Source organism: Providencia sp. PROV175 (genome assembly GCF_032707045.1).
Taxonomy (GTDB): domain Bacteria; phylum Pseudomonadota; class Gammaproteobacteria; order Enterobacterales; family Enterobacteriaceae; genus Providencia; species Providencia hangzhouensis.
On record NZ_CP120534.1, the window covers coordinates 224,348 to 247,814 of the forward strand.

Genomic DNA, 23,467 nt, shown 5'->3' on the forward strand with positions numbered 1-23,467 from the left:
CGGCAGCTCGGAGGTTTTATGGATCACGCACTGCCTATCCTGCCTAAAATCACCATCCGCGTCATTGATGACGCTTCCTTGGAAACGTTAGCTATCTCCCACTATGAAAGCCGAGGCTGTAAGCCGCGCGCGCTGGGGAAAGGCCATTCCATTCGCCGAAAAGGCAAAAACACCGACGCGTTTCTGGCTCGCATAAAAGTGAATTACGTTCGACAGCTGCTCAGCAACTACGATCACGATAAAGAAAATGCGTATCGTAGCTCTGGGCAGGAACGTGAAGCCTCTTGCATGAGCCAGCAACTGTATTCTGCAATTGCACAGCATTACCCGTCCTTGGCGGCTGAATGTGAACGCCAAATCGCGCAACGAAACACGCTGTGAGGCCGGTGATGAAAGAGAAAAATCAACGTTCGTCCACGATCGCCACTGAACAAGATATGCGTCTGGCTGGTCTTCGAATGCCTCCCCATTCACTTGAAGCGGAGCAATCCGTTCTTGGCGGTCTGATGCTGGACAATGAACGCTGGGATTTGGTGAGCGAACGTGTTGTGGAAGGGGATTTCTTTACCCGTGCCCACAAAAGTATTTTTACCATGATGCAACGGCTGGTGGAATCAAGCCGACCGATTGACCTGATCACACTTGCTGAAGCACTGGAGCAACACAACCAGCTTGACTTGGTCGGTGGCTTTGCCTATCTGGCCGAACTGTCGAAAAATACCCCAAGCGCCGCTAACATCACAGCCTACGCCGACATCGTGCGTGAGCGTGCCGTAGTGAGGGAAATGATCACTGCGGCCAATGATATTGCGGATGCGGGTTACGATCCCCAGGGTCGGAATAGTGCTGAATTACTGGACCTGGCCGAAAGCCGTGTGTTCCAGATTGCAGAGGCTCGAACTAATAAAGACAGCGGGCCGATGGGCATTGATGCCATTCTGGAGAAAACTGTAACGCGCATCGAGCAGCTGTACCAAACACCGCATGACGGGGTGACAGGCGTCGATACGGGTTACACCGATCTGAACAAAAAGACAGCCGGACTCCAAAAGTCCGACCTGATCATCGTCGCAGCGCGCCCTTCAATGGGTAAAACCACCTTTGCGATGAACATCTGTGAGAACGCAGCGATGACACAGGACAAGCCTGTGATGATTTTCAGCCTGGAGATGCCAGGTGAACAAATCATGATGCGTATGCTGGCTTCCATGTCCCGCGTTGACCAGACCAAAATCAGGACGGGCCAACTGGATGACGAAGATTGGGCTCGTATTTCAAGCACGATGGGCATTTTGCTGGAAAAACGAAACGTCTATATCGACGACAGCAGCGGCCTAACTCCGACTGAATTGCGATCGCGGGCACGGCGAGTGTTTCGTGAAAACGGTGGTTTGAGCCTGATCATGGTGGACTACCTTCAGTTGATGCGGGTTCCGGCGTTGAAAGACAACCGAACACAGGAAATAGCAGAAATATCCCGCTCTTTGAAGGCGCTTGCGAAGGAACTACAGGTACCCGTGGTGGCCTTATCGCAGCTTAACCGCTCACTGGAGCAACGAGCAGATAAACGACCCGTAAACTCGGATCTGCGCGAGTCGGGTTCGATAGAGCAAGATGCGGACCTCATCATGTTCATCTACCGTGACGAGGTCTACAACGAGAATAGCGAGCACAAAGGGGTAGCCGAAATTATCCTGGGTAAGCAGCGTAACGGGCCTATCGGCTCGGTTCGTTTGGCCTTCAACGGCCAGTGGTCGCGATTTGACAACTACACCGGACCACAGTTTGAAGAATATTGAATGTTACCAAAGCCAGGGTATTCTGGCTTTTTTTAAACTTATCTATTTGTTCTTATTTACTTCTTCAAAATACTCTCGCAATAATTCTTTATTCATAAAATATAGCTCAAGAATTATGAGTAGCAAGTAATTACCTTTATGCTTATAGAAAAAAGGAATTTTCGAGTTGTCAATTTTAAATGTTTTTATTTTATCTACACTGCCTTTTTGTTCAGGTTTTTCCTCTTTTAATGTATATTCAGATGAATCATATAAAATATACTCATGATCTAGATGCTCAATGAAGTATTCTCCACATTCTTGACTATAAAATATTTAATGTGAATAACTTGAGTAACAACGCAGCCGTCATCCAATAGATTGTAATCATCCCTTAATTCTTCAAATGTTATTTCTTGCTTTTCTTTGTTGTGTGAAACTATTAATTTATCATTATATATCACACCATAAAAACAAGATAATGAAGGTAGCATTTTTATTGATGCACCAAGAGGGGCGCCTCGTTCTATAGATTCCAATCCGAAACCTACGTCAATGATACCCATTGGCTTTAATGCTAGATTTTTTAAAAAGTTACAGGAGATCAACTCTTTAAATATATTTAATAACTTTGGAGAAGTATTAATTTGCAATTTCTTATTTATTCGACTGTCAAACACAGCACCAAACGGACCGTCGTTTTCTATGTTAGTAAACTCATTAATAGATAACAAGCTATACCGGGCAAACTGTGCGTCAACCAGTTTTAGCTTCACTCCATTGGCATTGTATTCCTGAGAAATTGATTCGATATCGACATTTCTTTCTGTTAGATCGTTCGGTTTATCCCTATTGAATTGTTTTATAATACTATCTAAAATATGGTAATACTTATAATTGTCTTTATGTTGTGTTATTTTATTATCATTAACACTTGATGTTTCATTCGGATAGTAATATCGTTTTTCTATAAAATCAAATAACTCAAGTTTGTTTTTAATTAACTTTATTTGTTGCAAGTTATATGTTGCTACATCAATTCTTTCGTGCGCACCACTCAACCAAGATGCATAAGAGCCGCCATGATGGCATTTCCATTTTGTTTTTTCTTTATGCTCATTGATAAAGCTAAGGCTAATAATATTTCGGTGGCTGCGTAGGCAGTTACAATTATTATAAATGTCAGCCCCTTTAATTACGAATGAAATGTCTTTACTTTCATCATTAGAAATATACTGATTAATTATTTCTTGATTTTCATAGGATGTTAGGATGTAGGTGAAGAATTTGCTATTCGAAAAAAATCTTTCTATAAAACCAATTGCATATTTGAAGGTTTCTGTATTTGCTTCAAAAGCACAATAAGCTGCCCCTGAACAGCATAATGTTTCCTCCTTCGCAATTTCGTAATCTGAATCCAATTTCTTAATTATACTTTCCAGTTCAATTTGCCACATGAGATAACCTTTTAGGTTTTAGTCTAATTTATCACAGAATATTATAAATTTAATTATCTAGCTAAAGAATTGTTTTTAGCGCTCATTACTTCGTCAGCTGTCTGCCTCATGAGAAAATATCCTGTAAACAAAACAAATAACAGGTGATTTATGCAGCATTCCTTCAACTTTAAAAATCCGGAACTACCTTCCATATCAGTCTTAAAAGCGGATAAGTGGCAGGCCGTATGGCAAACACTGAAGGAAGATGCCGACCTGAACTATCGTGATGCCAGTCGTGGAGTCAGCATGGCTGATCTCATCCATAATGGCACAGCTTCTATCTACCAAGCCCTTGCTGATAATTGGACGATCTCCCTCGCCTGGAGTAGCGGTAAAGACTCCGAAATTGTCCTGCACTTATTCCTCATGGCGTTGGTGCGCGCTGTTCGCGCGGGAATTCCTATTAGCCAACACCATTACCTTTTGCATACCGATACTGGCATTGAAAACCCTGAGATACGCTGGCTCGCCGATCAGAAACTGGCTGCGCTTGAAAAGTTCATCGATCAAGAAAACCTGCCGCTGTCTATTGTTCTCGCAAAACCGGGGCTCACCTCCAGCTGGACGGGGCGGATACTGACGGGGCGTGGCTTGCCCACGTTCACCAACAGCTCAGTGCGTCAGTGCTCCAACGACTTGAAGATTTTTGCGGCCAAACGCGCCAAAACGGCATACGTGAAAAGCCTGCCAAAATCCGTGGGTAAACGCGTCTGTTTGCTGCTGGGAAGCCGCGATGCAGAGGGCGTTATCCGAGCCAAAAACATCGCCTTAAAAGGCGGGAATGCGAGTCAGGTTAAGATCACAAAAGAAGGCGGCGAATTGTACCCCATCAGGCATTGGTTACAGGGCGACGTGTGGGAGTTTCTGCTAAGCGCCGGAAGCGCTTCTAAGTATCTGCTGCCGAGCTACCTGGACAGCAACAACGACACCGCTGAGCTCTACAAGGCCGCAACAGGGGAATGTGTTTGGTCGGGTTCTGAGAAAAAATCCAGTGAAGCCTGTGGGAGCCGGTTTGGATGTTGGGCTTGCCAGGCGGTCGGTCTCGATAAATCAATGGAAAACCTTCTGCGTTCTGATGACGATCGCCACGGTTACATGGCTGGGCTCAACCGTATTCAGCGATTTTTGTCCAAGCGTCGCAATGCGTGGGAAGATAGGCATCCTGTGGGTCGCACCTTGTATGCTGGAGGCTTCATCAAGGTTCAGCCTGATGTCTATTCACCGCGCTTCCTGGAGCGCCTGCTGCATGTTTGTTGCAGTATGGACTACGTTGAGCAGCTGCGTGCTGAGGATGTAGCCGATAAACTTCGATCGGGCGAACTGGAAAACACCGCCCACAACCGCCGCATGGCGTCACCTCAATTTCGCATTGTCAGTGAGGTTGCGTTAATCCATATAGACTTCATGTGGTCATTCCACCATTTTAACGAAAAACCGTTTCATGCTCTGGAAATCTATCGCCGCGTCTGGGCAAAAGGTGAGCTCGACTTACTGGAAGATGAGCCTGAAATGCCTGTCACCCCAAAGACCCCTATGCCCAAAGCATTGTGGGTCAAGGTCGGGCAGTTTGGTAATGATTCCGGTATGGATGGCCTGGCTGATCCCATCGCTGAAATGGCCTATTTTAACGGTGCCGACGATGAGCGTGCCAGCCGCATTATCAATACGCCGAACGGAAAACGTCGCGTGGTTAGCTTCAGCGAGGACAGTGAAGTGACCATCGACGCGGATGCTGCTGAGTTCATCATTTGGGAGGAATATCCTCGACTGCGTGAAGCGGTATTGGCTGGGCAATACACCTCCGGCAGTGCTGCTCAATTTTATCTGCGCTTCGGTGCAGTTTCCCTGTGCAAAGGAAAGTCAGCACTGTACAACCGCATGATGCAGCGCGGCCAAACTTATCGCAGCCTGGGCTTAAACGGCCATCAGACAATGGATGGGATTGCGTCTCGTAAAGACCTGCGTGTACTAACGACGGAACGCTATCAGTTTCTGATCGCCAACAAAGTGAACGCCAGTATCATCCGTCTACGCTGGTGGGCTAATCTGGCATTCACCATGCAGTGGCACTTGGCGAATCAGACCTCAACCGGTCAATGGATCCGTGCATCTTTGACGCGCGAGGATGAACTATCCATGCAGCAAGAGAAAAATAGGGCCAAAAACACACTTTCGGTTTTCGTGATCGGGCATACCAGTGCTTGGTGCTCGTTGAAGCTGAGTAAGTCCGGCACGTCCACTGAGCGCGCTTTTCGTCGTTACCATCAACATACTCGTCGTAATGCAATTACAAGCTGCCAGGGGCTCTCTCAGCATCTGAGAGAAGTGATCGTCAATCAACTGAAACTGGAGTATCTGCGGATGCTGTGGCGACTGGATGATGGCTTGATGCTGAAGCATGACTCCGATCCCATCACCAAAATGGCTGGGCGGGACCCTGTTGCGCTAAGCAAACACTTCCGTCTCGTGGTGAGAACAATGGAGCGCTTCGTTCAGGAGGCAGCGTGAAACGCTTAATTTCGTCGGCAGTACAAGTTGAGTCAGTATTGAAGTTTACTATTCATACAGGATATGAATGATGAAAACGAATATGACCGATGTGTTGTTAGATGGTGCGTTGATTATGGTGTTAGGGGGCGCTCTGATCGCTGGGTTCGAATTGATGCCCAGCCAGGAGAAAACCGATTCTGTCATCGCTGAATACCGAGTCGATATTGAAAAACGTGACGGGTTAAGCCTGTACAGTAACAAAAGTACCGTCCGTATTGATGTAGTGGGTGAGATCCCGGCAGAAAAAGATCTGCCTCTGCCCGGCGAGCGTGTCGCGTTGATGCTCTACGACAAAAGTCAGGCGCAAATGTGTCAGGACAATCGTTGCATGGATGTGGACGTTATTATCACAAAACCTGCTTTTTTACGGAGGCATCATGAGCCTGGCAAACAATCGGCCTCAAATTAACTATCTTAAATTAATTAAGGCGGAAAAATTCCCTCCGGGGATCTGCGTTAAGTCACTCTCGGTTTTCGAACGCGACACATTGCGCGTGGCTTTAACCATGATGGCGCACTGGAACAATTATCCGGAGTCGCCAGTCCACATGCGGCCAGAGTGGTCAGCACAGGTGTCTCGGCTCTTGATTGAAACGATGAAGGAGCGGGACGAACTGAGAGCACACTTGAAGAGTCTCGGTGCTGAAGTGCCTGAGAAAGTAGTGAAAATGTCCGACATGACATTTCAGCAACTCATGTTGAAGTGCAACTGTAGTTGAGAAATTCACCCATTCCGAAAATGAGGTTTTCATGAATCCGACACCTGAAAAAACGAATGCTGGGCCTGATGTTGATGGTACCCGCAACGCCAATATTCTGACCAACCATGCCCGACTCGTGGACATGAAAAATCGCCTTTCATTCTGGGGGGCAGGCGTGAGCTTAACACCGGATGAACAGCTGGCGCTGATCCAGTTCCGGCTTCAGCACTTCTCAGACGATGTGCTTCCGCAATGCATTAAAGAGATTGCCGATGAACTGGGGTGTAAGCCAGATAATGAAGCGATGCTGCAATCGATTGACGATCTGCGTGTAGCGGCAGGTGAACGTGAAGCTATGGCACGTCGTGCTGGTGTCACTGTTTGCGAAATGAATCTCGTATTAGCACGTCCGGAAAGTGTGGTGAAGGCAGTTCCTGAAATGGTCATTGACCAAGTGTGTCATATTGCGGCCGAAATTCACAATAGGGGGGCGGGAGTGGGGGATGATAAAGCCCAAACCACCATTGATCGCATTCGTGAAGTGTTAACCAACGTCGGCCAGTAATTTCAGTGGGTGGGATTACCCACCCATTTCCACAAACTAACTTTGTTTTTCGATTTCCGTTGTGTTTACCCCTTTGTCAGCTGCATGGGAGGCTTGATACTGAAAGTCTGATACGCAAAGGAATAAACACTGATGAATTACTCACACATTCCCATGTCTTCCCGTGAAGAGCATTATGCTTTTTTAAAGTCTCACTATCACCATGCCCGTTTTGAAGGCCGTAATAATGCATCCTGGGGTGAGGACTACTCTCAGCGTATTGCTAATAGCGACTATCTAGAATTGGAAAAAAATGGTTATGCGCTGATCTCCAATCACGAGTCTGCTACCCGTGAAGCGGTGTTCTATCATCGTTCACTGGTCGGTTATGGCACGATGAGTTTGATGTGTGATAGCGCTTGTAACGCCCCTGAGGCGATTTGCCTGCAAGTTTCAGTTCCTGCTCACTTAGCTCCAAAGATCCCTGGAAAATCACTTAGCGAGCTTTTGGCGAAGCTTAAGCGGGACATTATGGGTACGTTTCCATTGTGTCGGGTAGAACTCGCTTCTGGCTCTAAAGAAATTTGCATCGAAGTATTCCAAGCCGAAGAAGTGATCTCAAAAGAGATCGTTGGTTTCACAAGCACGATCATTTCAAATTGGTCACAAGGGTAAAATATGACGTATTTAGAAGAAGTTTTTGCAGGTGTAGAGCGAAATAAAGGGAAAGAATTGGCTGACCTGTTTCGCTCTGCTGAGGCTCAAATTGCCCGTGCTGAACAGGGTTCCACTGAATCGGATGACAATGCATATGACCTTCGTCAACAAGAAGGTCTGAAGGTTACAGAAGCATTGATCAGAGCTGGTGGTTTGTCTGGAAAGACTATTGAGATCATTCGTTATAGTAAGACATCAACTCAGGTAGAAATTCGTGATGCGGATGGTTGCCTGGTGTGGCGTGATTTTACATTCACTAATGATTTTGTTTTTGGTCTGGCAAAAAATATTGCTTTTTAAATAAATTCGATCCCGTGTGGCTACTTAAACTTTAAGCGGATTGCATTCCAGATGTCCGCTTTTCAAATAGTTATACCCATTATTCACAGGGATGATCTAATAATTGGATCTTTTGATCTAATAACTGATCTAAAAAGACCTAAGGGATCTAAGGGCGAGATTGATTAATACTATCAAAGTATTATAGAACATTTTTCCCCCGCAAACATGCTGTTTCCTCCTGCAAATATGTAAGTTCTCCTTGCAAGTATGTAAGATCATCCTGCAAACATGCATATTTTCCCTTGCAAACATGCAAATCATTCCCCTGCAAACATGTATATGTTACTTCCGGCTGTGGACAAATAAAGGAAACCAAATCCTTATAGTTAATCTTTAAAATCAATCAATTAAAGGTGGTTTTTGATTTATGCAAGAATGAAGGAAAGGAGTTATTACTGAATAATCCACTGATTTCTAGGGACGGAAAGGCATCGGTTTTTAATAGAGATGCGGAGTGAAAAAGTAGGATTTGAAATTATTTTTCCCAATGGAAATACATTTAGAGTTTTTAAAGTAAATTGAAGGGTGGTAAGGAAGTTATCCCCGTTATTAACAGGAGTGATCTAATAATTGGATCTATTGTGATCTTAAATAACTAAAAACAACTAAGTGATCTAAGGTTGATATTTTATTTTATTTTCAACCAGTTGCAGAGTTAAATTCCCTTGCAAACATGTTATTTCCCCTTGCAAACATGCAAGATCAGCTTACAAACATGCATTTTTCCCTTGCAAATATGCTGATTTCCTCCTGCAAACATGTTATACATCCCCCTGCAAATATGCAAAGGCTCAAAATGCCTGTTAACAAATAATAATATTTTAGGAATAACTATGGCTAAGGATATTAATGATTTAGGCCTGTCTGTGGAAGTAAAAAACAAGACGACGGGCGAAATTGATTACATATCATCAACAGATACGCGATCGATTCAACCTATCTCACTGCTTAGGCTTAGTGTTTTTAGTCCCGTTAGTAGCAGGGAAAAGAAAAATGTTGGTAGCAGGGTGATGGATGCTTCGGAAGAGCTGAGAAACCTTGAGATTGTTAATAGCGAAGGTTATGACAGAGTCACCATATCTGGGCCTAAATTAGATATGGATACAGACTTTCGTATCTGGCTTTCAATAATTCAGTCACTCAGTGAATATCCAATGGTAGACAATAAAGTTGTGCTTCCCTTCAGTGATTTTGCAAAGATGTGTGATTACAACACAAGGCAAATTAACAAAATCCTGAAAGAAAGGGTCGCTAAATCACTTCGAAAAATTACATCCACTTCAATATCTGTGTACAAAGATACTGGCGATGATTTGATTAGTGCTACAACTCACTTGTTGAATTTCTCCAGGGTGGATACAGCTGCAAACGAAGTTATTTTGGAATTCAATCCAAAATTAAGTGACTTGTACAAAATGGACTACAAGCGCGTTCTGAAGCTGAAGGTATTCCCTGCGATCAAAAGAAATGAAGTGGCAAAGGCTATCTATGCTTTTCTTGAAGGGTTGCCAAACAGTGAGAATAGGGTGCAGATAGTCTCATTTGAAAGGTTGATGAAGCGTTTAAATATGCGCTCAGACCCTTATAAGCAACTTGAAATGGTTAGAAGGGCAATGAAGTTATTAGAAGACGTCAAATACCTCAAGTACACTGAAGGCTATAGGGTGTCGAAAGGAAAGCGACAAGTTTTTTTCTCAATCAATTCGCGTGACCCAGATTTGTTGAAAAATACCGACCTGGATTAAGTATATTCCAGGGCGTATGCGTCCCCCTGCAAACATGTTATTGAGGAACCGTGATTTCCTCCTGCAAACATGCTGTTCCCTTGCAAACATGTCGTGGAAGGGCAGTTATATCCCCTTGCAAAGATGCTATTCCCTTGCAAACATGCAGCGAAGGGGCAGTTATATCCCCTTGCAAATATGCTGTTCCCCTGCAAACATGCAGCGGAGGGGCAGTTATATCCCCTTGCAAATATGCTGTTCCCCTGCAAACATGCAGCGGAACGGCAGTTATATCCCCCCTGCAAATATGCTTTTCCCTGCAAACATGCAGTAGTAGGCTGAGTTTATCCCCTTGCAAATATGCATTCCCCTGCAAACATGCAGCGGAACGGCAGTGAATTTCCCCTGCAAACATGTAGGGGAGGGGCTGGAGTTTCCCCCCTGCAAATATGCTTTTCCCCTGCAAATATGTAGGGGAGGGGCTGGAGTTTCCCCCCTGCAAATATGCATTCCCCTGCAAACATGCAGCGGAACGGCAGTGAATTTCCCCTGCAAATATGCTTTTCCCCTGCAAACATGTAGGGGAGGGGCTGGAGTTTCCCCCTGCAAATATGCATTCCCCTGCAAACATGCAGCGGAACGGCAGGGAATTTCCCCTGCAAATATGCTATTCCCCTGCAAATATGCAGCGGAACGGCAGTGTTATTCCCCTGCAAATATGCTATTCCCGTGCAAAGATGCAGCGGAACGGCAGTGTTATTCCCCTACAAATATGCTATTCCCCTGCAAACATGCAGCGGAGGGGGCTGAGTTTACCCCCTGCAAATATGCTATTCCCCTGCAAACATGCAGCGGAGGGGCTGAGTTTACCCCCTGCAAATATGCTATTCCCCTGCAAACATGCAGCGTAGGAGCTGATTTTACCCCTTGCAAGTATGCTGTTTTTCGCAGACGCGTAACGATGGGGCGGAGTTTCCTCCTGCAAACATGCAGGTGAATGAAGGTGGTTTCGCCCTGCAAACATGCGCTGGTCAGATCCCTCTATCCCTATTCAAATATGTCTTTCTGTGCGCCTGTGACCTATTCGTCAGCTGTTCACTACGTGTAAAGATAGTAATAGAAAATGAATCACAATTGAGGGCAGAGCCATGACAGGCATTGTAGTTCGTGAAGAACACGTCGAACGTATCCAGCGTTTCAACTCACTTCAAAGCGGGCAATATTGGCGCGCAATGCAGGATATCCCAGAAGAAGCTATCCTGATGGATGAGGTACTTCTCATCGAATCCCTACGTTGGGTTGAAAATCAGCTTCATACCGTCATCCTCCGCGCACATCCGAAGCACTACGAGCAATACGCAACCTTTGTCACAGTAGACAAAGACGGCGTTTCTCACAGTGTTAAGCGAACTGTCAAAGAGCACCGATTCTTGTTTAATGACTTTGTTGAGCTTTTTGTATTCGCTGATGATGCGCGTCAGATCCGTGATGCTGAAGTCGCATTGTGCCAGCAGCGTGTTACCGATCTAACTCAATCTCTGTCGAAGTCTCTCGCTAACCCTGAGGCGATGAAAGCTATTGTGACAGAACGTATTGAGCAAAAAGCCGCAAAGAAAGGTGTAAGTGCGAGCACCATGCCTGCTATCAGTAATAACGCTATTCGCCTGGCTACAGGCTCGGTGGGTAATGCTATTGCAGCGGGCGTGACTGAAGCCGATATCAAGAACATGCGTGATGCGGCCGAGCAAAACCATCAAATAGCGACAATCCAATCCGAGTGGATCCAAGAGCGTAATATCGAAATTACAGCGGCAGTTCAGGCTGTGGTGCCTTATTTTGCCGAAATGGCAGCGGCGCAGCTGGCTGCAACAGAAGATGCGCGTTCTCAGGTTGACAAACTGATGGACGGTATCAAGTCTTTAGATCTCTATATTGGCAAAGACGTCAACGTGAAGGTGATCCGTAAAGGGCAGTCCGCTCCCAGCAATGAGCCTCTGACCTTTGTTCAGCAGAAATTGATGGTCGATGAAGAGTTGGCCATCTACCACGACTTAAGTGACTGGTTCGACTTTGGTGACCTGGACAAGTTCTATCAAGCGCTGTGCAATACCCATGCGCTGGTGGATCAAATTTTCCCTTCGCCGCGCTGCGTACTGGTCATGGCAACGACTCGCCGCTATATCGACTACAAAGACCGTATGGAAAACCTTATTAATAACAGCGAGAATGCCAAGGTATTCTTGATGGTTCGCGACGGCGAAAACCTGTATCGCATCGTGTCCCCTGTGGAGTCTCACCTGGGTGCGAACATGCTGTTCCCGTCTCGGGATGAGCAAGAGCGCTTGTTCCGGGGGATGGATGGGGAACAAATTAAATTCCAAAACGTCGCTTATTCTGATCGGCTGAAGGCGCATGAGCGCATGGCACTGCACTACAAACGTTTCCTGATTATGTGTTGTGGGCTTGACCATCGGGAACAACTATTTGGTGATTTCTACGACCGGAGTCTGGGTCTGAATTTTGTGTCGATGAAATTCCAAGAGCAACATTGCCGCTTCATTCATGATGCTGACGGTACAGGCATGCTGAGTAACCCAGAAAATAAAAAGTATCCATCCTTGGCTGGTTTCATCGAATGGGCAAACAGTCACCTACGTAGCGGCTCTCGTGTGATGTGCCAATGGCATTCACTGGCGAACCCAGAGACTGCGCCAGGTGCAGCCAAAGAAAATGACGATCGTTCCTATGGTTCCTTTAGTTTTACCGTGGACTTTAAAGACGACCGCAACGTAGCTGTAGCCTTTATCAAAGACGGCCTGTTGAATGTCAAAGCGCCAGTCAGCAAGACCAGTTATAGCAACAAGAGAGGAAGTGTGACGCGTGACTATAACGTCAACGTCTGTATCGAAAAGTACAACAAACAGTGGAAGGAAGACGACGCACGTTTGCCTTACCTGTGCCTGGACGCGGTCACCGCTGAGCATCTGGAGCACTACATCTATTCTCGGGCTGTGCGCTCGGACCACACCTACTACATTGCGCTGTTCAAATCGTTGGCTAAGTACCTACGAGAAGAGCGTCAGTCAGAGCAGAAGTCTCGCGACCTGCTGAAAGCAGCGCTGGTGGTAGGGCGTGTGGGGAATGAAGCCGACCAAGATACCGTTATCGACAAAACAGTCATGGCATGGCGTGCAGCGAACCGTGGAGCACCTTTGGCAGAGGCGATGGCCGACAAAGCGCAGTGGGAAAACCTGCTGGGCGTGATGGACATGATCGCCTGCCGGGGCATGAATATGCTGCCTCAGATAGTCGATTTTGCGCGCATAATTAAGGCCGCACCTTTGCGCCTCATTGTGAACACGAATGGTAAATTATCGTTGTACGTTGCGCCAACGGATGGTGAGCGTGATGATCGGATAGAGCCGCATATCTGGGTGCAGCGCATTAACTTCAACCTGACGAAAACGGGAATCAAAGAAGGCTCACGCAGCTGGGTGAAACTGAACGCCTCGAATGTGGCGGAAACAACAATTTTTGAATGGCCGGAGGCGGAGGCGTGGAAGAATCTGAATGCTGCTTTTGGCAGTTATGAAGAAAAACAGGAAGCGTTTAGCTTTGTGGAAAGCAGAGCCGGTGATCTACATCGTTTAAACCCAGCCAACCAAAGACGTCTGGCGGAAATGTCTCATCTTTGGAAAGAAGCTTACTACGAGATGAACTACGTTCATGAGACGGGTGGGCAAGTCCAGGTTCCAGCTTTGATGATCCCGATCGGCATCCGCATTGAAGGCAGTGAATGGAACTTTGTGTACGTGGGCTCTATAAGCCGATCGGTACACTGCATCTATCAGTTGCTGGAAAGTGAGAGCGCCAAGAGCGGTCTGGCGGAGATGTATGCATCGTTCTACAAACACCCTGAAGGGCGCATCAAAGAACTGAGCACAAAGGCTGCTGACATGTGGATGTTTTCCTCTAAGGAAATGCCCGACGTGAACATGTTCAGCACGAACAAGGATCTCGAATACAGCGGGCTGGACTATTCACTGAATAGCAACTCTGTATCCGAAATACACAGCTTTGATGTCCGCTGGCGCTACGCACAGGAATACGTGTCACATCCACATCGTTCTAAGAGCACGCTGTGGCTTGCAGAGAGCCTACGCGATGAAAGCGGCAGGCCTATGATCGATACACTGCTTGGTAGTCCTCACCTCCACCAGGATGCCCCTGTCGATGTGATTGAAGTGACGTTGCCTCAGCGTTATGACGATCCGAATAAAGCGAAGATTGCGAAGACAAAAGCACCATTCAACCATGCTCATTGGTTCGATATCTGCCCTGTTGGGTACAACGAAAATCAATGTCTGGAGGGCATTATTGCACCAGTGAAAACCTTTACCAGGATGACTTTTGCCAACAAAGAACTGGCGTTGCATTACATCTTTTCGCGTAACTCAGAAGCGAGAAAATACCAGACCGGTTACTTCTCCGAGGTGGAAGTGCCATTGCCTGAAGGCGTGACACGCTGGACAACGCGTAATTAATACAGTGTATGAATAGCATTATCAACCGCCCCTGAGGGCATTTAGGAGGTGAATGTGTCTCAAGAATATAACCCGATCCCGCGCAATGTGATGTTCACGGAATTCCTTCAGTTACTGGAGGAAGACGGCTTACCAGCCAGTCACCTGGAAACCGTCCGTAAAATTTTTGCGGAGATCACCCAGCAGGTGAATGAATTTGGTCCGGAGCGTGGTGCGTTGTTGGCACTGGCAGAGGCTCACTCACCGTTTTACCGTGATTTGAAAGCTGAAAAGGACTTTATCAGCGGCGTATTAAACATGCCTATTTTCTTTCACGGAGTATTAAACATGCCTATTTTCTTTCACGGATAAGTAGGCGATATGTGTTTTTATAGGCCGGTTTCCGGCCTATTGCTGTTCATTTAGATAATAAAGAATGTAACCAGAATAAAGCAGATTGCTTTTCGTTATTTCAGCGTCGAAACATTGCTTTAATTCATCAGGTGTTTGAAATCCATATTGGCTTAAATTGTCCTTTGCAAAGCCGGATAAGCGCCAAAAATCGAAACCATTGAATTCCCCGTGTTCTCCAAAATCAAAATCGATAGTGCCCGTTCGTAAATGCACGGCGCATCCGTAACCATGTTTGAAATACCTGATGCCACTATGCAACTCCCCGCTTTGTGGAATGCTGTTTCCTGCCCACGCGTTATTAGATATTGGCAATTCGAACCCTGAGAGCTTCATTAACTCAATGGCTTCAGAAACGCGTTTTAAATAATCATTGATTAGGTCGCGAAGACGACTGTCCATATTAACCACCTTGTTATTAATTTTAATCAAAACAATATCCTCGCTAGCGGTCTTGTCAAGTTAGAGGGGGCTTGATTTTTAAAATGAGGATTAGAAATTTCATTACCGGTTGTCTACGGGGGACAATATCCTGGTCTACCACAACACTTAAGCGAGGAAATATGATCACTTTATTCACCGCAGTGGCTTCTACCTCTGGTGGGGCGCTCTTTTTCATTTGCCTGGGCATTACCTGTTCAGCGATAGCCATGTTGACCGCGAAAGGAGTCAAAGCAAAGATCGCTAAAATTGGCCTGGGTATCTTAGCGGGATATTTCCTGTTATTTGTTGTGACTAATTCAGCGATGAAAACGCAGAAATCTGTCGCAACCTCCATCGCGAAACGCGTACCGTTACCTACTTTCCCCATCGCTGATGCAGAGGCAAATCAGCTGAAGTCTGAGTATCTTGAAGCTATTGCTACTGCGTCGTTGTTCAGCGAGCCCATGCCAACCAAACGTATGATAGCCGTTCAGGAAATGGCGGAAGCACTGGCACAGGAGCAGAATGAAAGGTTGATTCGGATCATCAACGGGAAAGGTTAAGTTGCCCCGTTTTAATCGCTCACTTCGGTGGGCATTTTTTTGCCTGAAGCAAAACCAATCACAAAAGAAATAATTCAAAATAATATAGTTTACGCTATTCGTCAGCGGCTGAGGTCATGGTTTACTAATTACATAGAAACCAACAAGGCTGAATGAAATGAACGACGTGAAAATGGTTAAAGTATTGAGAGATAATACCTTCTGTCACGCTGCGTGGATGGATTTTAAAAAGGTCTTAGGAGAGTCACCTTTTGGTGTTTTCCTGGAGTTTGTAGACCCACGCAATGGTGCATTAGTTCAGCTGATGTTTCCATTCTGGTGCAAGCCTCAGAAAACGTATAAGCCAATGGGTAACGTGTTTATGACCCAATGGCACGGATTAACTCTGACAATCCCGCCCGACTTTGATTGGTGGGTTCAGGCTCAATCTAACGGCATTGGAATGCGTCGTATCGACCAGAAAGTTCAGTTTCTAAAGCACGGGGAATATGTGGAGGTAAATCTGAAAGTCGAAATGGCTACAGTCATTCGCGTTAACCCAGTGTTTTCACCCGAGTTCGACGCTGCCACACATGCTTAGCGTCTGATCAATGAAGTGGGCTTCCCAAACCCACGATACCCCTTAATGCCCATCACCCTCGATGGGCATTTTTTATGATAAAAATCAGCGTGTAATCACTTCGTCAGCGGTCAATCTCATGCTTGAATGATTGGGTCAACAAAATGAATAAACCGAGGAAGTTACGATGACCCCATTAGTCAATGCAAACGAAAAACGTGCTGAAAACCATTTAGCTTCAGCAATCCGTTTCAACGGTTCAGTAGTGACTGTCCGCGAGTGGATTGACGCGTTGATCGCGCAAGGCTACAAGCCAAACGCCAAGGCTGTCCTGAAGGGCAAAGAAGCCAGCCGTATGCAATTGCACCGCTGGAACAATGCTCAGCAAACTGAGCACATGAAAAAACGTGCTAATGCTGGGACAAAAATTGAATACACGATGTCACATGAAGAAAGTGGTAGTTTCTATGACGTGAAAAAATTTGCGTTCGATTACGCTGTATCAATAGCAGGACCGGAATATGGTGAGCCAGAAGACCGTTGCTTCATCGTTTATGCAATTCCTCAGCTACGAAAAGGTGCTGAGTATGAGCGCTGTGTCGCGGCATACAAGCCCGTGTTTGCTGAGGATGAACAGCGCGCTTTGAACATCCTGCGCTTCGACTTTCCTTCAGCAAGGATCTTGTGGTTGGGGATCGCTAAAACTCAAGAACAAGCTTTGTCTCTGGCCGAAACCGCAATGGCCTGATGAGGCGTGCTAAAAAGTTCGACTCCAAGCCTGCACCAGATGGTGTGGGCTTTTTTGTCCGCAAAGCGTCGGCCTTTAACGTGGATTAAAAAAGTATCTTTTTTAAAATCATCGGCAGTGTATCGACCTGGAAATAGTTATGAAAACTGCCTTATTTCTTACCCTGTTCCTGCCTGCAATATCATTGGCTAAGCCACTGTTTATCGGTGATAGCTTAACCTATACCCTCGCGACGAGCGCAAAGAAGCACATCCCAGTAGACGGCCTTTATAAGGAGAGCACAGGGCTTACCGACCGCAGTTCGGTAAAGTGGAACGATTATGTTCAGACAATGAGTTTTCAGGACTATGAGACCGTGGTTATCTCTCTGGGGGCTAATGACGGCATCGGTGCAAACCAAGTCACGAACTACCAGCAGAAGGCAACACAGTTTATCCAGCAAATCCAGCAGAGCAACCCCGGTGCATCGATTATCTGGATATTGCCACCTGCAATGAAGAATCCTGCCACCGAAGCCGCCTTGGTAAATACCAGACAAGCAATCCGTCAGGCGGTGGATGAAACACAGATCGCTTTTTTCGACCCCGAGGTCGCTATTGGGCGTCAGTTTAACCTTACCGTGAACGATGTGCAGGTACGAACCCATGACGGGATACATTACACGAGCAAAGGTAGTGATTTGATAATTGGGAGGCTGTTCAACCAGTAAAAACAGGGGGAATGTATTTTATTTTGAACCTCTTTGTCAGCGCTGAACCTGTGGGATGATCTTCCTATCGAACCAACTCGGGTTTAAAAGGAAGATTCATGGGTGCCAACCGTAGAAACAAGTTTGGGGTCAGCCGTCGCTTTGCTGTCCGTTATGACCGGGCAAATGATCCGGAGTATATGGCTTTGGTTGAGCGATACCAGACAACTAAGCGATACAGCCAATCGGGCAAGGCGGGTGATGACGACCACAAGGAAAGCGTTCGCGCGCTTCATCATTACCACGGGAAAATAGCTGTGGAGTCCTTCCGGAAATAACATTTTCACTACTCGATATTGTTTCTCAAAATAATCTCTTTTCTATTATTCGTCAGCGGCTTAGGTCATGTTTTACTGGTTAAGTAAACAAAACAACGATACCAATAAGAAAAGAGGATTCACATGTCAGATAAGCAAGAATTTATCCAAAGTTTTATCGTCACGTTTAGTGCAGATGCGCCCATTGGATCCTTGCCCAAAGAAGGGTTGGAGTTTTTCCATTCATCTAATCGCAGTGTCTCATTCGGTTTTAATCGACTAAGTGGAAAAGAAGCGATTGGTAGCTTTCTTAGAGCGTTTAAGCCAGACCATGAGTTTGTGCAGCAGCTGGATGAACTGCTTGCGGCTCCTACGCCAGATGAAGGGGCATTGGAGGATTTGCGTGGTTGGATCAATGCGATGGAATGGACGGCAGAAGAGCTGTTGTATGAGCTTCGCAGCGTGGGGGTTATCTCCATTGTCATGAATAGCATCATTTATCGTGGCGCGTTTTTCCACACTGAAGTGACTGGCGCTGCCTATATCGGTGGAAAAATGGAATCGCTGGAATTGAGTGGGGAAACAGTCCTAAAGCAGCTTCATCAAGAGTTAAACGTACAGTACGTAGTCTGACACCTAATCGTTCGGTCTGATCGCAGGCCGAACATTATCGCAACGAGGAAACCCGTTATGAACCAGCTGAAAATCGACAAGCTAAAACAGCAATACGTTTTCACTCAAGACCGTGGTGTTTTCAAGGTCGGGATAGCCCTGCTGGCGAAGCGTGCAAAAGCCGTGGCTCAGTGGATGGGGGTTGTCGAACCGAAGAGCAAAGCAGGCTCTTTCGAGCATTACACCGAGTGTATGGCAATGATGGAAAAAGGCCATCAGTACGCGAAGCGCACCGGTTTGCAATGCACTGGGAACCTGAGTCCTCAGCTGGTGGGCTATGAAGGCGAACGGGTATCCGTTGTCGATAATGCTGGGCATACCCGAAGTTTCTGGGTTGCACGCACTCTGGGATGGATGCCAAGCCATCTTGAAGTTGATCGTCTACCAGCCATGTTCTGGCAGGACAACGATGAAGACGACGTACTGGCTGCTGAAAGCTATCAATCCGTCGTAGTGATCGGGTAAAGCAATTTAAGCCGTCAGCGTGGGGCTGGTGGCTAATTCAATATCAATAAATTGGGGTAAGAAATGCAAGTATCAAATGACGTCCTCGCAGTTCTGTCTGAAGCGCGTGTGGAGGGCAACAAACTCTTCCTGGAAGGCCAGCTGGATCGTCGCCTGTACACCAACACCAACAAGGTGCTTGAAGCCGCTGGTGGGAAGTGGAACCGCAAAGAGAAAGCCCATATTTTTGATGGCAGTGCGGAAGGGCGTATCGACGACATTATCCTGTCTGGATCGGTTGTGGTGCCAAAAGACGACTTCAACTTTTTTCCAACGCCGGAAAAAATCATCAATACGATGGTTACCAGTGCCAATATTCAGGACGGGGATCGAGTGCTGGAGCCGTCCTGCGGTGATGGGCGTATTGTCAAAGCTGTGGCTAAAGCGGCAAAAAACCTCAATATCGTGGCTGTTGAGCTGGATGAAAAGCGCGTTCAGCAACTGAACAGCGACCCTGAAATTACGTCGCTGGTAAACCCTGAATTTACGGGCACAAGCCTTGAACTGGTCAATGCTGATTTTCTCAGCCATGAAATGGACGAGAAATTCGATGTCATCATCATGAACCCGCCTTTCAAAAATAAGGCCGACATTAAGCATACAAACCGAGCGTTGGATCTGCTGCTTTCAGGTGGGGTGTATACGCAAGGTGGTCGCCTGCGGGGCATTTTGTCTGCGGGCGTGCTGTTCCGTGAAGATGCCTTGACCAAGGCCTTCCGTGAGCGTGTGAAACTGCTCGGGGGCTCATTCACTGAACTGGAAGACAAAGCTTTCAAAGAGTCCGGCACGATGGTCAAAACTGTTCTACTGGAAATTGACCTCTAACAGCCAATGTCAAAGCCGCCTTCGGGCGGTTTTTTCGTCAGCGATATCTGCTGAGTGATACTGGAACTTCCCGATACCGGGGGGGAACGCCATCCAAAGTGAGGCGCTGAAAAGAGCGCAGGGGGGATAGATGAAGCCACGAAACATTATCAGCGTAAATCCGAATTCAACCGTCTTTGGCGGCCAGGGTAGTTGGGTTAACGAACACTTGCTGGAGGTGCTGATTAATCGCGGCATGTTCAGTTCGGCGTTAGAGCGATATCGCCAGAGGGGTAAAGGGGTGATGTCTGTTCCCGTACATATCAGCATCCGGTTGTTTGGGATCAGCGTATCGGGTGCGCACATGCTCATTACGCCGTATGGCCTGGTGTGCAAGTTCGATGATAACGAGTTGGGTGAGAGCTACTCATTCGACGTGAGTGGTGAAGCGCGAAAGCTGTGGAAAAGCGTTTGCCATATTGGCTGACAAGTTGGGGTTAAGGGGGTTGTCATGCTGGCACTACTGATCGGCACTTTAACGTTGATGACATTGTCCTTGCTGGTGCTGTGTGGATTGTATGCAAAGTACCAGTATCACGAAACACACAAATTGCCAGGGCTGCGAAGTCCAGTGGTTGTGTGTCTCTCGTTGGCGGTTAAATACATAGGCCTTTTTGGTTTGATGTTGACGGTGACAACGGCTTTCCTAGACTCGTTTCATATCCCAGCTTCAGGGGGATTTGTGTTGATAGCTTTCGTGCTGCATGCGGGTCTTGGTGCGACCTGTACTGTTCTGCACAACCGGCAGCTAATTCGGTAAGATTGTCCACTGAATCAAAAAAGAAACCCGCATAAAAAGCGGGTTTTTTGTTAGTGTAGGAACTCGATTGTAACCGTTTAGTCTATGAAAATGGAGGCAGGGATATTAAAACGCGCAGACAGTTTTTTAATGTGCTCCAGTGTTAATCCTCGTTCACCGTTGAGGATGCGGCTAACGTATGAGCGCGAACCGAGCTCATCTTGAAAGTCTGTCGTATTAAGGTGGTATTGATCCATCAGCGTTCTCAATGCTGCTACACCGCCATTGCTTTTTGCTAAGCGCTCGTTAAATTCAGCAAATTCGGGCGCTGTTTTTTCATACGCATCAATCTTCGCGCAAATCAAGTCGATAAGCGGGTTGTCTGGGTCATTTTCGACAAGGTGCTCAACCAGTTGAACGGCTTTTTCATAGTCTTCGCGAGAATGGCTGTTTCCCAATAACGGCACAATGCTTATCAGGTTTTGTGCTGCGTTTACTGCATCTTGAAACATCATGCTTTTGTTCTCCGGTAGTGATCAGTCAACCTATCGTATTCAGCGTGGGTTGTTATATGTTTCACGAATATTTTCCCCCGGTCAAAGTCGGCAAAAAACATCATTCTTAATGAATTGCCACTGATGTCGATGACCCACCATTTCTCTCTATACTTCATCCGATCAAGGCTGGGGAAAACCTTTTTAAGCTCATCAGGCGTTTGATAACTGTCGCGCTTGAGTGTTCGATATATGTCAGATAGCGCCTGAGCACTGTTTGGAAATCGCTTGGATGCCTGGTCAAAAGGTTCTCTTGATATTACGTGCATTGCATCTCTCATGTTTCCTATTTGTCAACATTGTAGCATCTAAACTATTGGTTGCCAATATGGCAACTAATAAATTAATTATTCTGCTATCTATTCTTCGTCAGCGGTTGAGGTCATGCTTCAATAAAGAGGTAAACAAAACAAACAATATCAATAAAAGAGGTTTCTTATGTACTGCACAGTCAAAGAGTTAATCGCGCACCTGTCCACAAAAAATCAATACGATGTTGTGCTTTCCAAGCTGTGGGATACTGAAGACATCCACCAAGTTTTGTCTGACAATGAGATGGAACCCATTTCTGAATATGAGGCACACAAGGCGCTTCAGCTGGTGGATCGCACTCATGATGCAAACATCGGCATTACATGGGATACGCTGCTCTGTGCAGTGGAGTCGCCACGAAACCTAACAGCTGAGCAATATGCGCTGGCTAATACCTGCTTTACCGTACCTCGCGAACTGTACTCCGTCTGTAACGAAGTGACGCTCCCAGCTGGGTCAATTACCGTGGAGTTTGATGCGTTTGAGCTCCGCTCAGCTATCGCCACGTCCAAACTTACCATTGCAAAAAAGCATGAGCTCGGTGGCTTTGTTAAATCAGTTTCCGGCAGCTGTGATACACCCGCATTCCACTGGAGTGTTTACGCAGAGTGCCGCAACGGAAAATGCACGATCTGCTTGCAGGATAATTTCCAATCCAAAGAATATCGTTGGGTCGAAAAGAGCCTGCAATGAAATAGCGCTGTAACGCTTTCTACGATGCGATGTGGTACTCATCGCATCATTTCGCACAAAACATCGTAAAACTGCTGAGGATCGCCATGAGAGAGCCTCAGGGCATGAAAGGGTAACCAATGCTGACTGAACTTAAACTCCAAGATAATATTCGCTGTTTGAACGTAACGCTGAAATTTGACAAATCCGCGCTGATCGACGCTTTTGCTGTATTGGAAAGAAACCCGCAATTCCTCCATGTTGTCATCTATAGCGAAGCGACGTTCGACGACTTTGATGACTCGGATGAGAGTGTTGAAAACTGCATGAGCGACCCCGTTCTGGCGGTATGGCGATCTGGAGCGTGTATAACTTGGATAGACCGTGCCGATGACACTGAATTTCAGTGCGATTTGCCAAGCATCAGTGTACTGAACTCTACGAGGGATTACGCGTGACCAGTGAAGAAGCCATTAAGCATTTGAGACGCAGTATCTGGGACTTGTCAGGGCAAAAAGAAGCGCAGGCTGAGCGTGTGCTGGCTTACCTGAAAGTGCGTGTCAATCGCGCCAAGGGGCTGGTGGTGAATCCTATTAGCCCAAAGCCGATGACATTCATGCAAGCGATAAGACTGGGCTATATTCGGCAGCAAGGCAACTGGAAAGATGCGCCCTGGGTTTTCGATAACCGCATCATGCCCTCAGCTTCAGCTGCGTTAGATGAAGCTAACAGACAACTCAAAGCCCATTGGGCAGAATAGCCACCCAAACAAAAACCAGTACCTGTGTTGGGCGCTGGTTTTCACTTATCAACTTTTCAACAAGCTAGATCCTAATAATTAACCTAATTAGTTCCTAACAGATCCTAAAAGATCCCTGTCGCTCACAGGCCGCTGGTGGCGTGGCCTACAGAGGATTGAGGTGAGTTTGAAAGGGAGGAAAGTGAGTTTGAAAGGGAAGAAAGTGAGTTTGGATGGGATTTGGGTGTGGTACAGTGGGAAACTCGGTGAGTCTGAAAGGGGAAAGCCGAGTTTTTATTCACAACCATGAGGGGTTATGGTTTG

General features: G+C 46.5%; 28 protein-coding genes. 24 read left to right on the top strand and 4 right to left on the bottom strand.

All coding sequences use genetic code 11. The features are described 5' to 3' along the window. The first annotated feature begins 18 nt into the window (after window positions 1-18). Window positions 19-381 carry a hypothetical protein gene (locus P3L44_RS21935; RefSeq protein ID WP_042847064.1) on the top strand — a complete coding sequence of 121 codons (363 nt, stop codon included), beginning with the start codon at window positions 19-21 and terminating at the stop codon, window positions 379-381. An 8-nt stretch (window positions 382-389) separates the two neighbouring features. After that, a complete protein-coding gene (gene dnaB / locus P3L44_RS21940) occupies window positions 390-1,799 on the top strand; it encodes a replicative DNA helicase (protein WP_042847063.1) in 1,410 nt (469 codons plus the stop codon). 269 nt (window positions 1,800-2,068) lie between these two features. Here the strand turns inward: dnaB and P3L44_RS21945 are convergent, their stop codons facing one another. Then, a complete protein-coding gene (locus P3L44_RS21945) occupies window positions 2,069-3,235 on the bottom strand; it encodes a hypothetical protein (RefSeq protein ID WP_237072376.1) in 1,167 nt (388 codons plus the stop codon). Window positions 3,236-3,385: 150 nt separating this feature from the next. Between P3L44_RS21945 and P3L44_RS21950 the strand changes: the two genes are divergently transcribed. The 9 genes from P3L44_RS21950 (at window position 3,386) to P3L44_RS21990 (ending at window position 14,750) form a co-directional block, all read left to right on the top strand. Then, entirely contained in the window at window positions 3,386-5,785 is a 2,400-nt protein-coding gene (locus P3L44_RS21950) for a phosphoadenosine phosphosulfate reductase family protein (RefSeq protein ID WP_052219362.1), read from the top strand. Window positions 5,786-5,852: 67 nt separating this feature from the next. Continuing rightward, window positions 5,853-6,236, top strand: coding sequence for a hypothetical protein (locus P3L44_RS21955; protein WP_166268273.1), 384 nt, complete (start codon window positions 5,853-5,855; stop codon window positions 6,234-6,236). Continuing rightward, window positions 6,205-6,546: a hypothetical protein gene (locus P3L44_RS21960; protein WP_042847060.1), complete on the top strand. Its 342-nt coding sequence runs from the start codon at window positions 6,205-6,207 to the stop codon at window positions 6,544-6,546. Before P3L44_RS21955 ends, P3L44_RS21960 begins: the two co-directional genes overlap by 32 nt. A gap of 31 nt (window positions 6,547-6,577) precedes the next feature. Then, complete coding sequence (locus P3L44_RS21965; RefSeq protein WP_042847059.1) at window positions 6,578-7,093, top strand: hypothetical protein; 516 nt, start codon at window positions 6,578-6,580, stop codon at window positions 7,091-7,093. 132 nt (window positions 7,094-7,225) lie between these two features. After that, the gene (locus P3L44_RS21970; protein WP_263057246.1) at window positions 7,226-7,747 is read left to right on the top strand and encodes a hypothetical protein; all 522 of its coding nucleotides are present in this window, start codon (window positions 7,226-7,228) and stop codon (window positions 7,745-7,747) included. A gap of 3 nt (window positions 7,748-7,750) precedes the next feature. Continuing rightward, on the top strand, window positions 7,751-8,089 hold the full coding sequence (locus tag P3L44_RS21975) for a hypothetical protein (protein ID WP_191901268.1): 339 nt from the start codon (window positions 7,751-7,753) through the stop codon (window positions 8,087-8,089). A gap of 875 nt (window positions 8,090-8,964) precedes the next feature. Next, window positions 8,965-9,876 (top strand): RepB family plasmid replication initiator protein, encoded by a 912-nt coding sequence (locus tag P3L44_RS21980; RefSeq protein ID WP_042847057.1) that lies wholly within the window; start codon window positions 8,965-8,967, stop codon window positions 9,874-9,876. A 1,127-nt stretch (window positions 9,877-11,003) separates the two neighbouring features. After that, the gene (locus P3L44_RS21985; RefSeq protein WP_042847054.1) at window positions 11,004-14,399 is read left to right on the top strand and encodes a hypothetical protein; all 3,396 of its coding nucleotides are present in this window, start codon (window positions 11,004-11,006) and stop codon (window positions 14,397-14,399) included. A 54-nt stretch (window positions 14,400-14,453) separates the two neighbouring features. Further along, the gene (locus tag P3L44_RS21990) at window positions 14,454-14,750 is read left to right on the top strand and encodes a hypothetical protein (protein ID WP_042847053.1); all 297 of its coding nucleotides are present in this window, start codon (window positions 14,454-14,456) and stop codon (window positions 14,748-14,750) included. A 36-nt stretch (window positions 14,751-14,786) separates the two neighbouring features. Here the strand turns inward: P3L44_RS21990 and P3L44_RS21995 are convergent, their stop codons facing one another. Next, window positions 14,787-15,191, bottom strand: coding sequence for a DUF6896 domain-containing protein (locus P3L44_RS21995; protein ID WP_042847052.1), 405 nt, complete (start codon window positions 15,189-15,191; stop codon window positions 14,787-14,789). A gap of 161 nt (window positions 15,192-15,352) precedes the next feature. Here P3L44_RS21995 and P3L44_RS22000 point away from each other — a divergent pair, with 161 nt between their 5' ends. The 10 genes from P3L44_RS22000 to P3L44_RS22045 all read left to right on the top strand — a co-directional run bounded on the left by P3L44_RS22000 (window position 15,353) and on the right by P3L44_RS22045 (window position 20,887). Further along, window positions 15,353-15,775, top strand: a complete 423-nt coding sequence (locus P3L44_RS22000; RefSeq protein WP_237072378.1) for a hypothetical protein — start codon at window positions 15,353-15,355, stop codon at window positions 15,773-15,775. 157 nt (window positions 15,776-15,932) lie between these two features. Continuing rightward, window positions 15,933-16,355 carry a hypothetical protein gene (locus P3L44_RS22005; protein WP_042847049.1) on the top strand — a complete coding sequence of 141 codons (423 nt, stop codon included), beginning with the start codon at window positions 15,933-15,935 and terminating at the stop codon, window positions 16,353-16,355. Window positions 16,356-16,521: 166 nt separating this feature from the next. Further along, a complete protein-coding gene (locus P3L44_RS22010; protein WP_042847048.1) occupies window positions 16,522-17,082 on the top strand; it encodes a hypothetical protein in 561 nt (186 codons plus the stop codon). A 139-nt stretch (window positions 17,083-17,221) separates the two neighbouring features. Beyond that, window positions 17,222-17,791 (top strand): GDSL-type esterase/lipase family protein, encoded by a 570-nt coding sequence (locus P3L44_RS22015; RefSeq protein ID WP_072035184.1) that lies wholly within the window; start codon window positions 17,222-17,224, stop codon window positions 17,789-17,791. A gap of 98 nt (window positions 17,792-17,889) precedes the next feature. Beyond that, on the top strand, window positions 17,890-18,108 hold the full coding sequence (locus P3L44_RS22020) for a hypothetical protein (RefSeq protein WP_042847047.1): 219 nt from the start codon (window positions 17,890-17,892) through the stop codon (window positions 18,106-18,108). 123 nt (window positions 18,109-18,231) lie between these two features. Next, window positions 18,232-18,720, top strand: coding sequence for a hypothetical protein (locus P3L44_RS22025; RefSeq protein ID WP_042847046.1), 489 nt, complete (start codon window positions 18,232-18,234; stop codon window positions 18,718-18,720). 57 nt (window positions 18,721-18,777) lie between these two features. Beyond that, window positions 18,778-19,224, top strand: coding sequence for a hypothetical protein (locus P3L44_RS22030; RefSeq protein ID WP_052219361.1), 447 nt, complete (start codon window positions 18,778-18,780; stop codon window positions 19,222-19,224). Between the two features lie 63 nt (window positions 19,225-19,287). After that, window positions 19,288-20,088 (top strand): methyltransferase, encoded by an 801-nt coding sequence (locus tag P3L44_RS22035; protein WP_042847045.1) that lies wholly within the window; start codon window positions 19,288-19,290, stop codon window positions 20,086-20,088. Window positions 20,089-20,218: 130 nt separating this feature from the next. Then, window positions 20,219-20,554 carry a hypothetical protein gene (locus tag P3L44_RS22040; protein WP_166268283.1) on the top strand — a complete coding sequence of 112 codons (336 nt, stop codon included), beginning with the start codon at window positions 20,219-20,221 and terminating at the stop codon, window positions 20,552-20,554. A 24-nt stretch (window positions 20,555-20,578) separates the two neighbouring features. Continuing rightward, entirely contained in the window at window positions 20,579-20,887 is a 309-nt protein-coding gene (locus P3L44_RS22045) for a hypothetical protein (RefSeq protein ID WP_166268285.1), read from the top strand. 77 nt (window positions 20,888-20,964) lie between these two features. Here P3L44_RS22045 and P3L44_RS22050 read toward each other — a convergent pair whose 3' ends face one another. Together P3L44_RS22050 and P3L44_RS22055 are read right to left on the bottom strand one after the other, a co-directional pair. Then, the gene (locus P3L44_RS22050; RefSeq protein ID WP_042847042.1) at window positions 20,965-21,381 is read right to left on the bottom strand and encodes a type II toxin-antitoxin system HigA family antitoxin; all 417 of its coding nucleotides are present in this window, start codon (window positions 21,379-21,381) and stop codon (window positions 20,965-20,967) included. Further along, window positions 21,378-21,689 carry a type II toxin-antitoxin system HigB family toxin gene (locus P3L44_RS22055; RefSeq protein WP_042847414.1) on the bottom strand — a complete coding sequence of 104 codons (312 nt, stop codon included), beginning with the start codon at window positions 21,687-21,689 and terminating at the stop codon, window positions 21,378-21,380. The genes P3L44_RS22050 and P3L44_RS22055 overlap by 4 nt, the downstream gene beginning before the upstream one ends. A gap of 169 nt (window positions 21,690-21,858) precedes the next feature. On the opposite strand from P3L44_RS22055, the gene P3L44_RS22060 reads away from it, so the two are divergent. The 3 genes from P3L44_RS22060 to P3L44_RS22070 all read left to right on the top strand — a co-directional run bounded on the left by P3L44_RS22060 (window position 21,859) and on the right by P3L44_RS22070 (window position 23,164). Then, on the top strand, window positions 21,859-22,425 hold the full coding sequence (locus tag P3L44_RS22060) for a hypothetical protein (protein ID WP_042847041.1): 567 nt from the start codon (window positions 21,859-21,861) through the stop codon (window positions 22,423-22,425). A gap of 119 nt (window positions 22,426-22,544) precedes the next feature. Then, complete coding sequence (locus P3L44_RS22065) at window positions 22,545-22,862, top strand: hypothetical protein (protein ID WP_042847040.1); 318 nt, start codon at window positions 22,545-22,547, stop codon at window positions 22,860-22,862. Window positions 22,863-22,885: 23 nt separating this feature from the next. Then, on the top strand, window positions 22,886-23,164 hold the full coding sequence (locus tag P3L44_RS22070) for a hypothetical protein (protein ID WP_162762192.1): 279 nt from the start codon (window positions 22,886-22,888) through the stop codon (window positions 23,162-23,164). Window positions 23,165-23,467: the final 303 nt, after the last annotated feature.

Coding starts and splice junctions, on each gene's coding strand:
- P3L44_RS22055 (WP_042847414.1), bottom strand. CDS start 21,689: ATGCACGTAATATCAAGAGAACCTTTTGACCAGGCATCCAAGCGATTT.
- P3L44_RS22065 (WP_042847040.1), top strand. CDS start 22,545: ATGCTGACTGAACTTAAACTCCAAGATAATATTCGCTGTTTGAACGTA.
- P3L44_RS21995 (WP_042847052.1), bottom strand. CDS start 15,191: ATGGACAGTCGTCTTCGCGACCTAATCAATGATTATTTAAAACGCGTT.
- P3L44_RS21935 (WP_042847064.1), top strand. CDS start 19: ATGGATCACGCACTGCCTATCCTGCCTAAAATCACCATCCGCGTCATT.
- P3L44_RS21970 (WP_263057246.1), top strand. CDS start 7,226: ATGAATTACTCACACATTCCCATGTCTTCCCGTGAAGAGCATTATGCT.
- P3L44_RS22015 (WP_072035184.1), top strand. CDS start 17,222: ATGAAAACTGCCTTATTTCTTACCCTGTTCCTGCCTGCAATATCATTG.
- P3L44_RS21945 (WP_237072376.1), bottom strand. CDS start 3,235: ATGTGGCAAATTGAACTGGAAAGTATAATTAAGAAATTGGATTCAGAT.
- P3L44_RS22050 (WP_042847042.1), bottom strand. CDS start 21,381: ATGATGTTTCAAGATGCAGTAAACGCAGCACAAAACCTGATAAGCATT.
- P3L44_RS22010 (WP_042847048.1), top strand. CDS start 16,522: ATGACCCCATTAGTCAATGCAAACGAAAAACGTGCTGAAAACCATTTA.
- P3L44_RS22035 (WP_042847045.1), top strand. CDS start 19,288: ATGCAAGTATCAAATGACGTCCTCGCAGTTCTGTCTGAAGCGCGTGTG.
- dnaB (WP_042847063.1), top strand. CDS start 390: ATGAAAGAGAAAAATCAACGTTCGTCCACGATCGCCACTGAACAAGAT.
- P3L44_RS21965 (WP_042847059.1), top strand. CDS start 6,578: ATGAATCCGACACCTGAAAAAACGAATGCTGGGCCTGATGTTGATGGT.
- P3L44_RS21975 (WP_191901268.1), top strand. CDS start 7,751: ATGACGTATTTAGAAGAAGTTTTTGCAGGTGTAGAGCGAAATAAAGGG.
- P3L44_RS21980 (WP_042847057.1), top strand. CDS start 8,965: ATGGCTAAGGATATTAATGATTTAGGCCTGTCTGTGGAAGTAAAAAAC.
- P3L44_RS22060 (WP_042847041.1), top strand. CDS start 21,859: ATGTACTGCACAGTCAAAGAGTTAATCGCGCACCTGTCCACAAAAAAT.
- P3L44_RS22000 (WP_237072378.1), top strand. CDS start 15,353: ATGATCACTTTATTCACCGCAGTGGCTTCTACCTCTGGTGGGGCGCTC.
- P3L44_RS22040 (WP_166268283.1), top strand. CDS start 20,219: ATGAAGCCACGAAACATTATCAGCGTAAATCCGAATTCAACCGTCTTT.
- P3L44_RS22030 (WP_052219361.1), top strand. CDS start 18,778: ATGAACCAGCTGAAAATCGACAAGCTAAAACAGCAATACGTTTTCACT.
- P3L44_RS22020 (WP_042847047.1), top strand. CDS start 17,890: ATGGGTGCCAACCGTAGAAACAAGTTTGGGGTCAGCCGTCGCTTTGCT.
- P3L44_RS22025 (WP_042847046.1), top strand. CDS start 18,232: ATGTCAGATAAGCAAGAATTTATCCAAAGTTTTATCGTCACGTTTAGT.
- P3L44_RS21985 (WP_042847054.1), top strand. CDS start 11,004: ATGACAGGCATTGTAGTTCGTGAAGAACACGTCGAACGTATCCAGCGT.
- P3L44_RS21950 (WP_052219362.1), top strand. CDS start 3,386: ATGCAGCATTCCTTCAACTTTAAAAATCCGGAACTACCTTCCATATCA.
- P3L44_RS21960 (WP_042847060.1), top strand. CDS start 6,205: ATGAGCCTGGCAAACAATCGGCCTCAAATTAACTATCTTAAATTAATT.
- P3L44_RS22005 (WP_042847049.1), top strand. CDS start 15,933: ATGAACGACGTGAAAATGGTTAAAGTATTGAGAGATAATACCTTCTGT.
- P3L44_RS22045 (WP_166268285.1), top strand. CDS start 20,579: ATGCTGGCACTACTGATCGGCACTTTAACGTTGATGACATTGTCCTTG.
- P3L44_RS21955 (WP_166268273.1), top strand. CDS start 5,853: ATGATGAAAACGAATATGACCGATGTGTTGTTAGATGGTGCGTTGATT.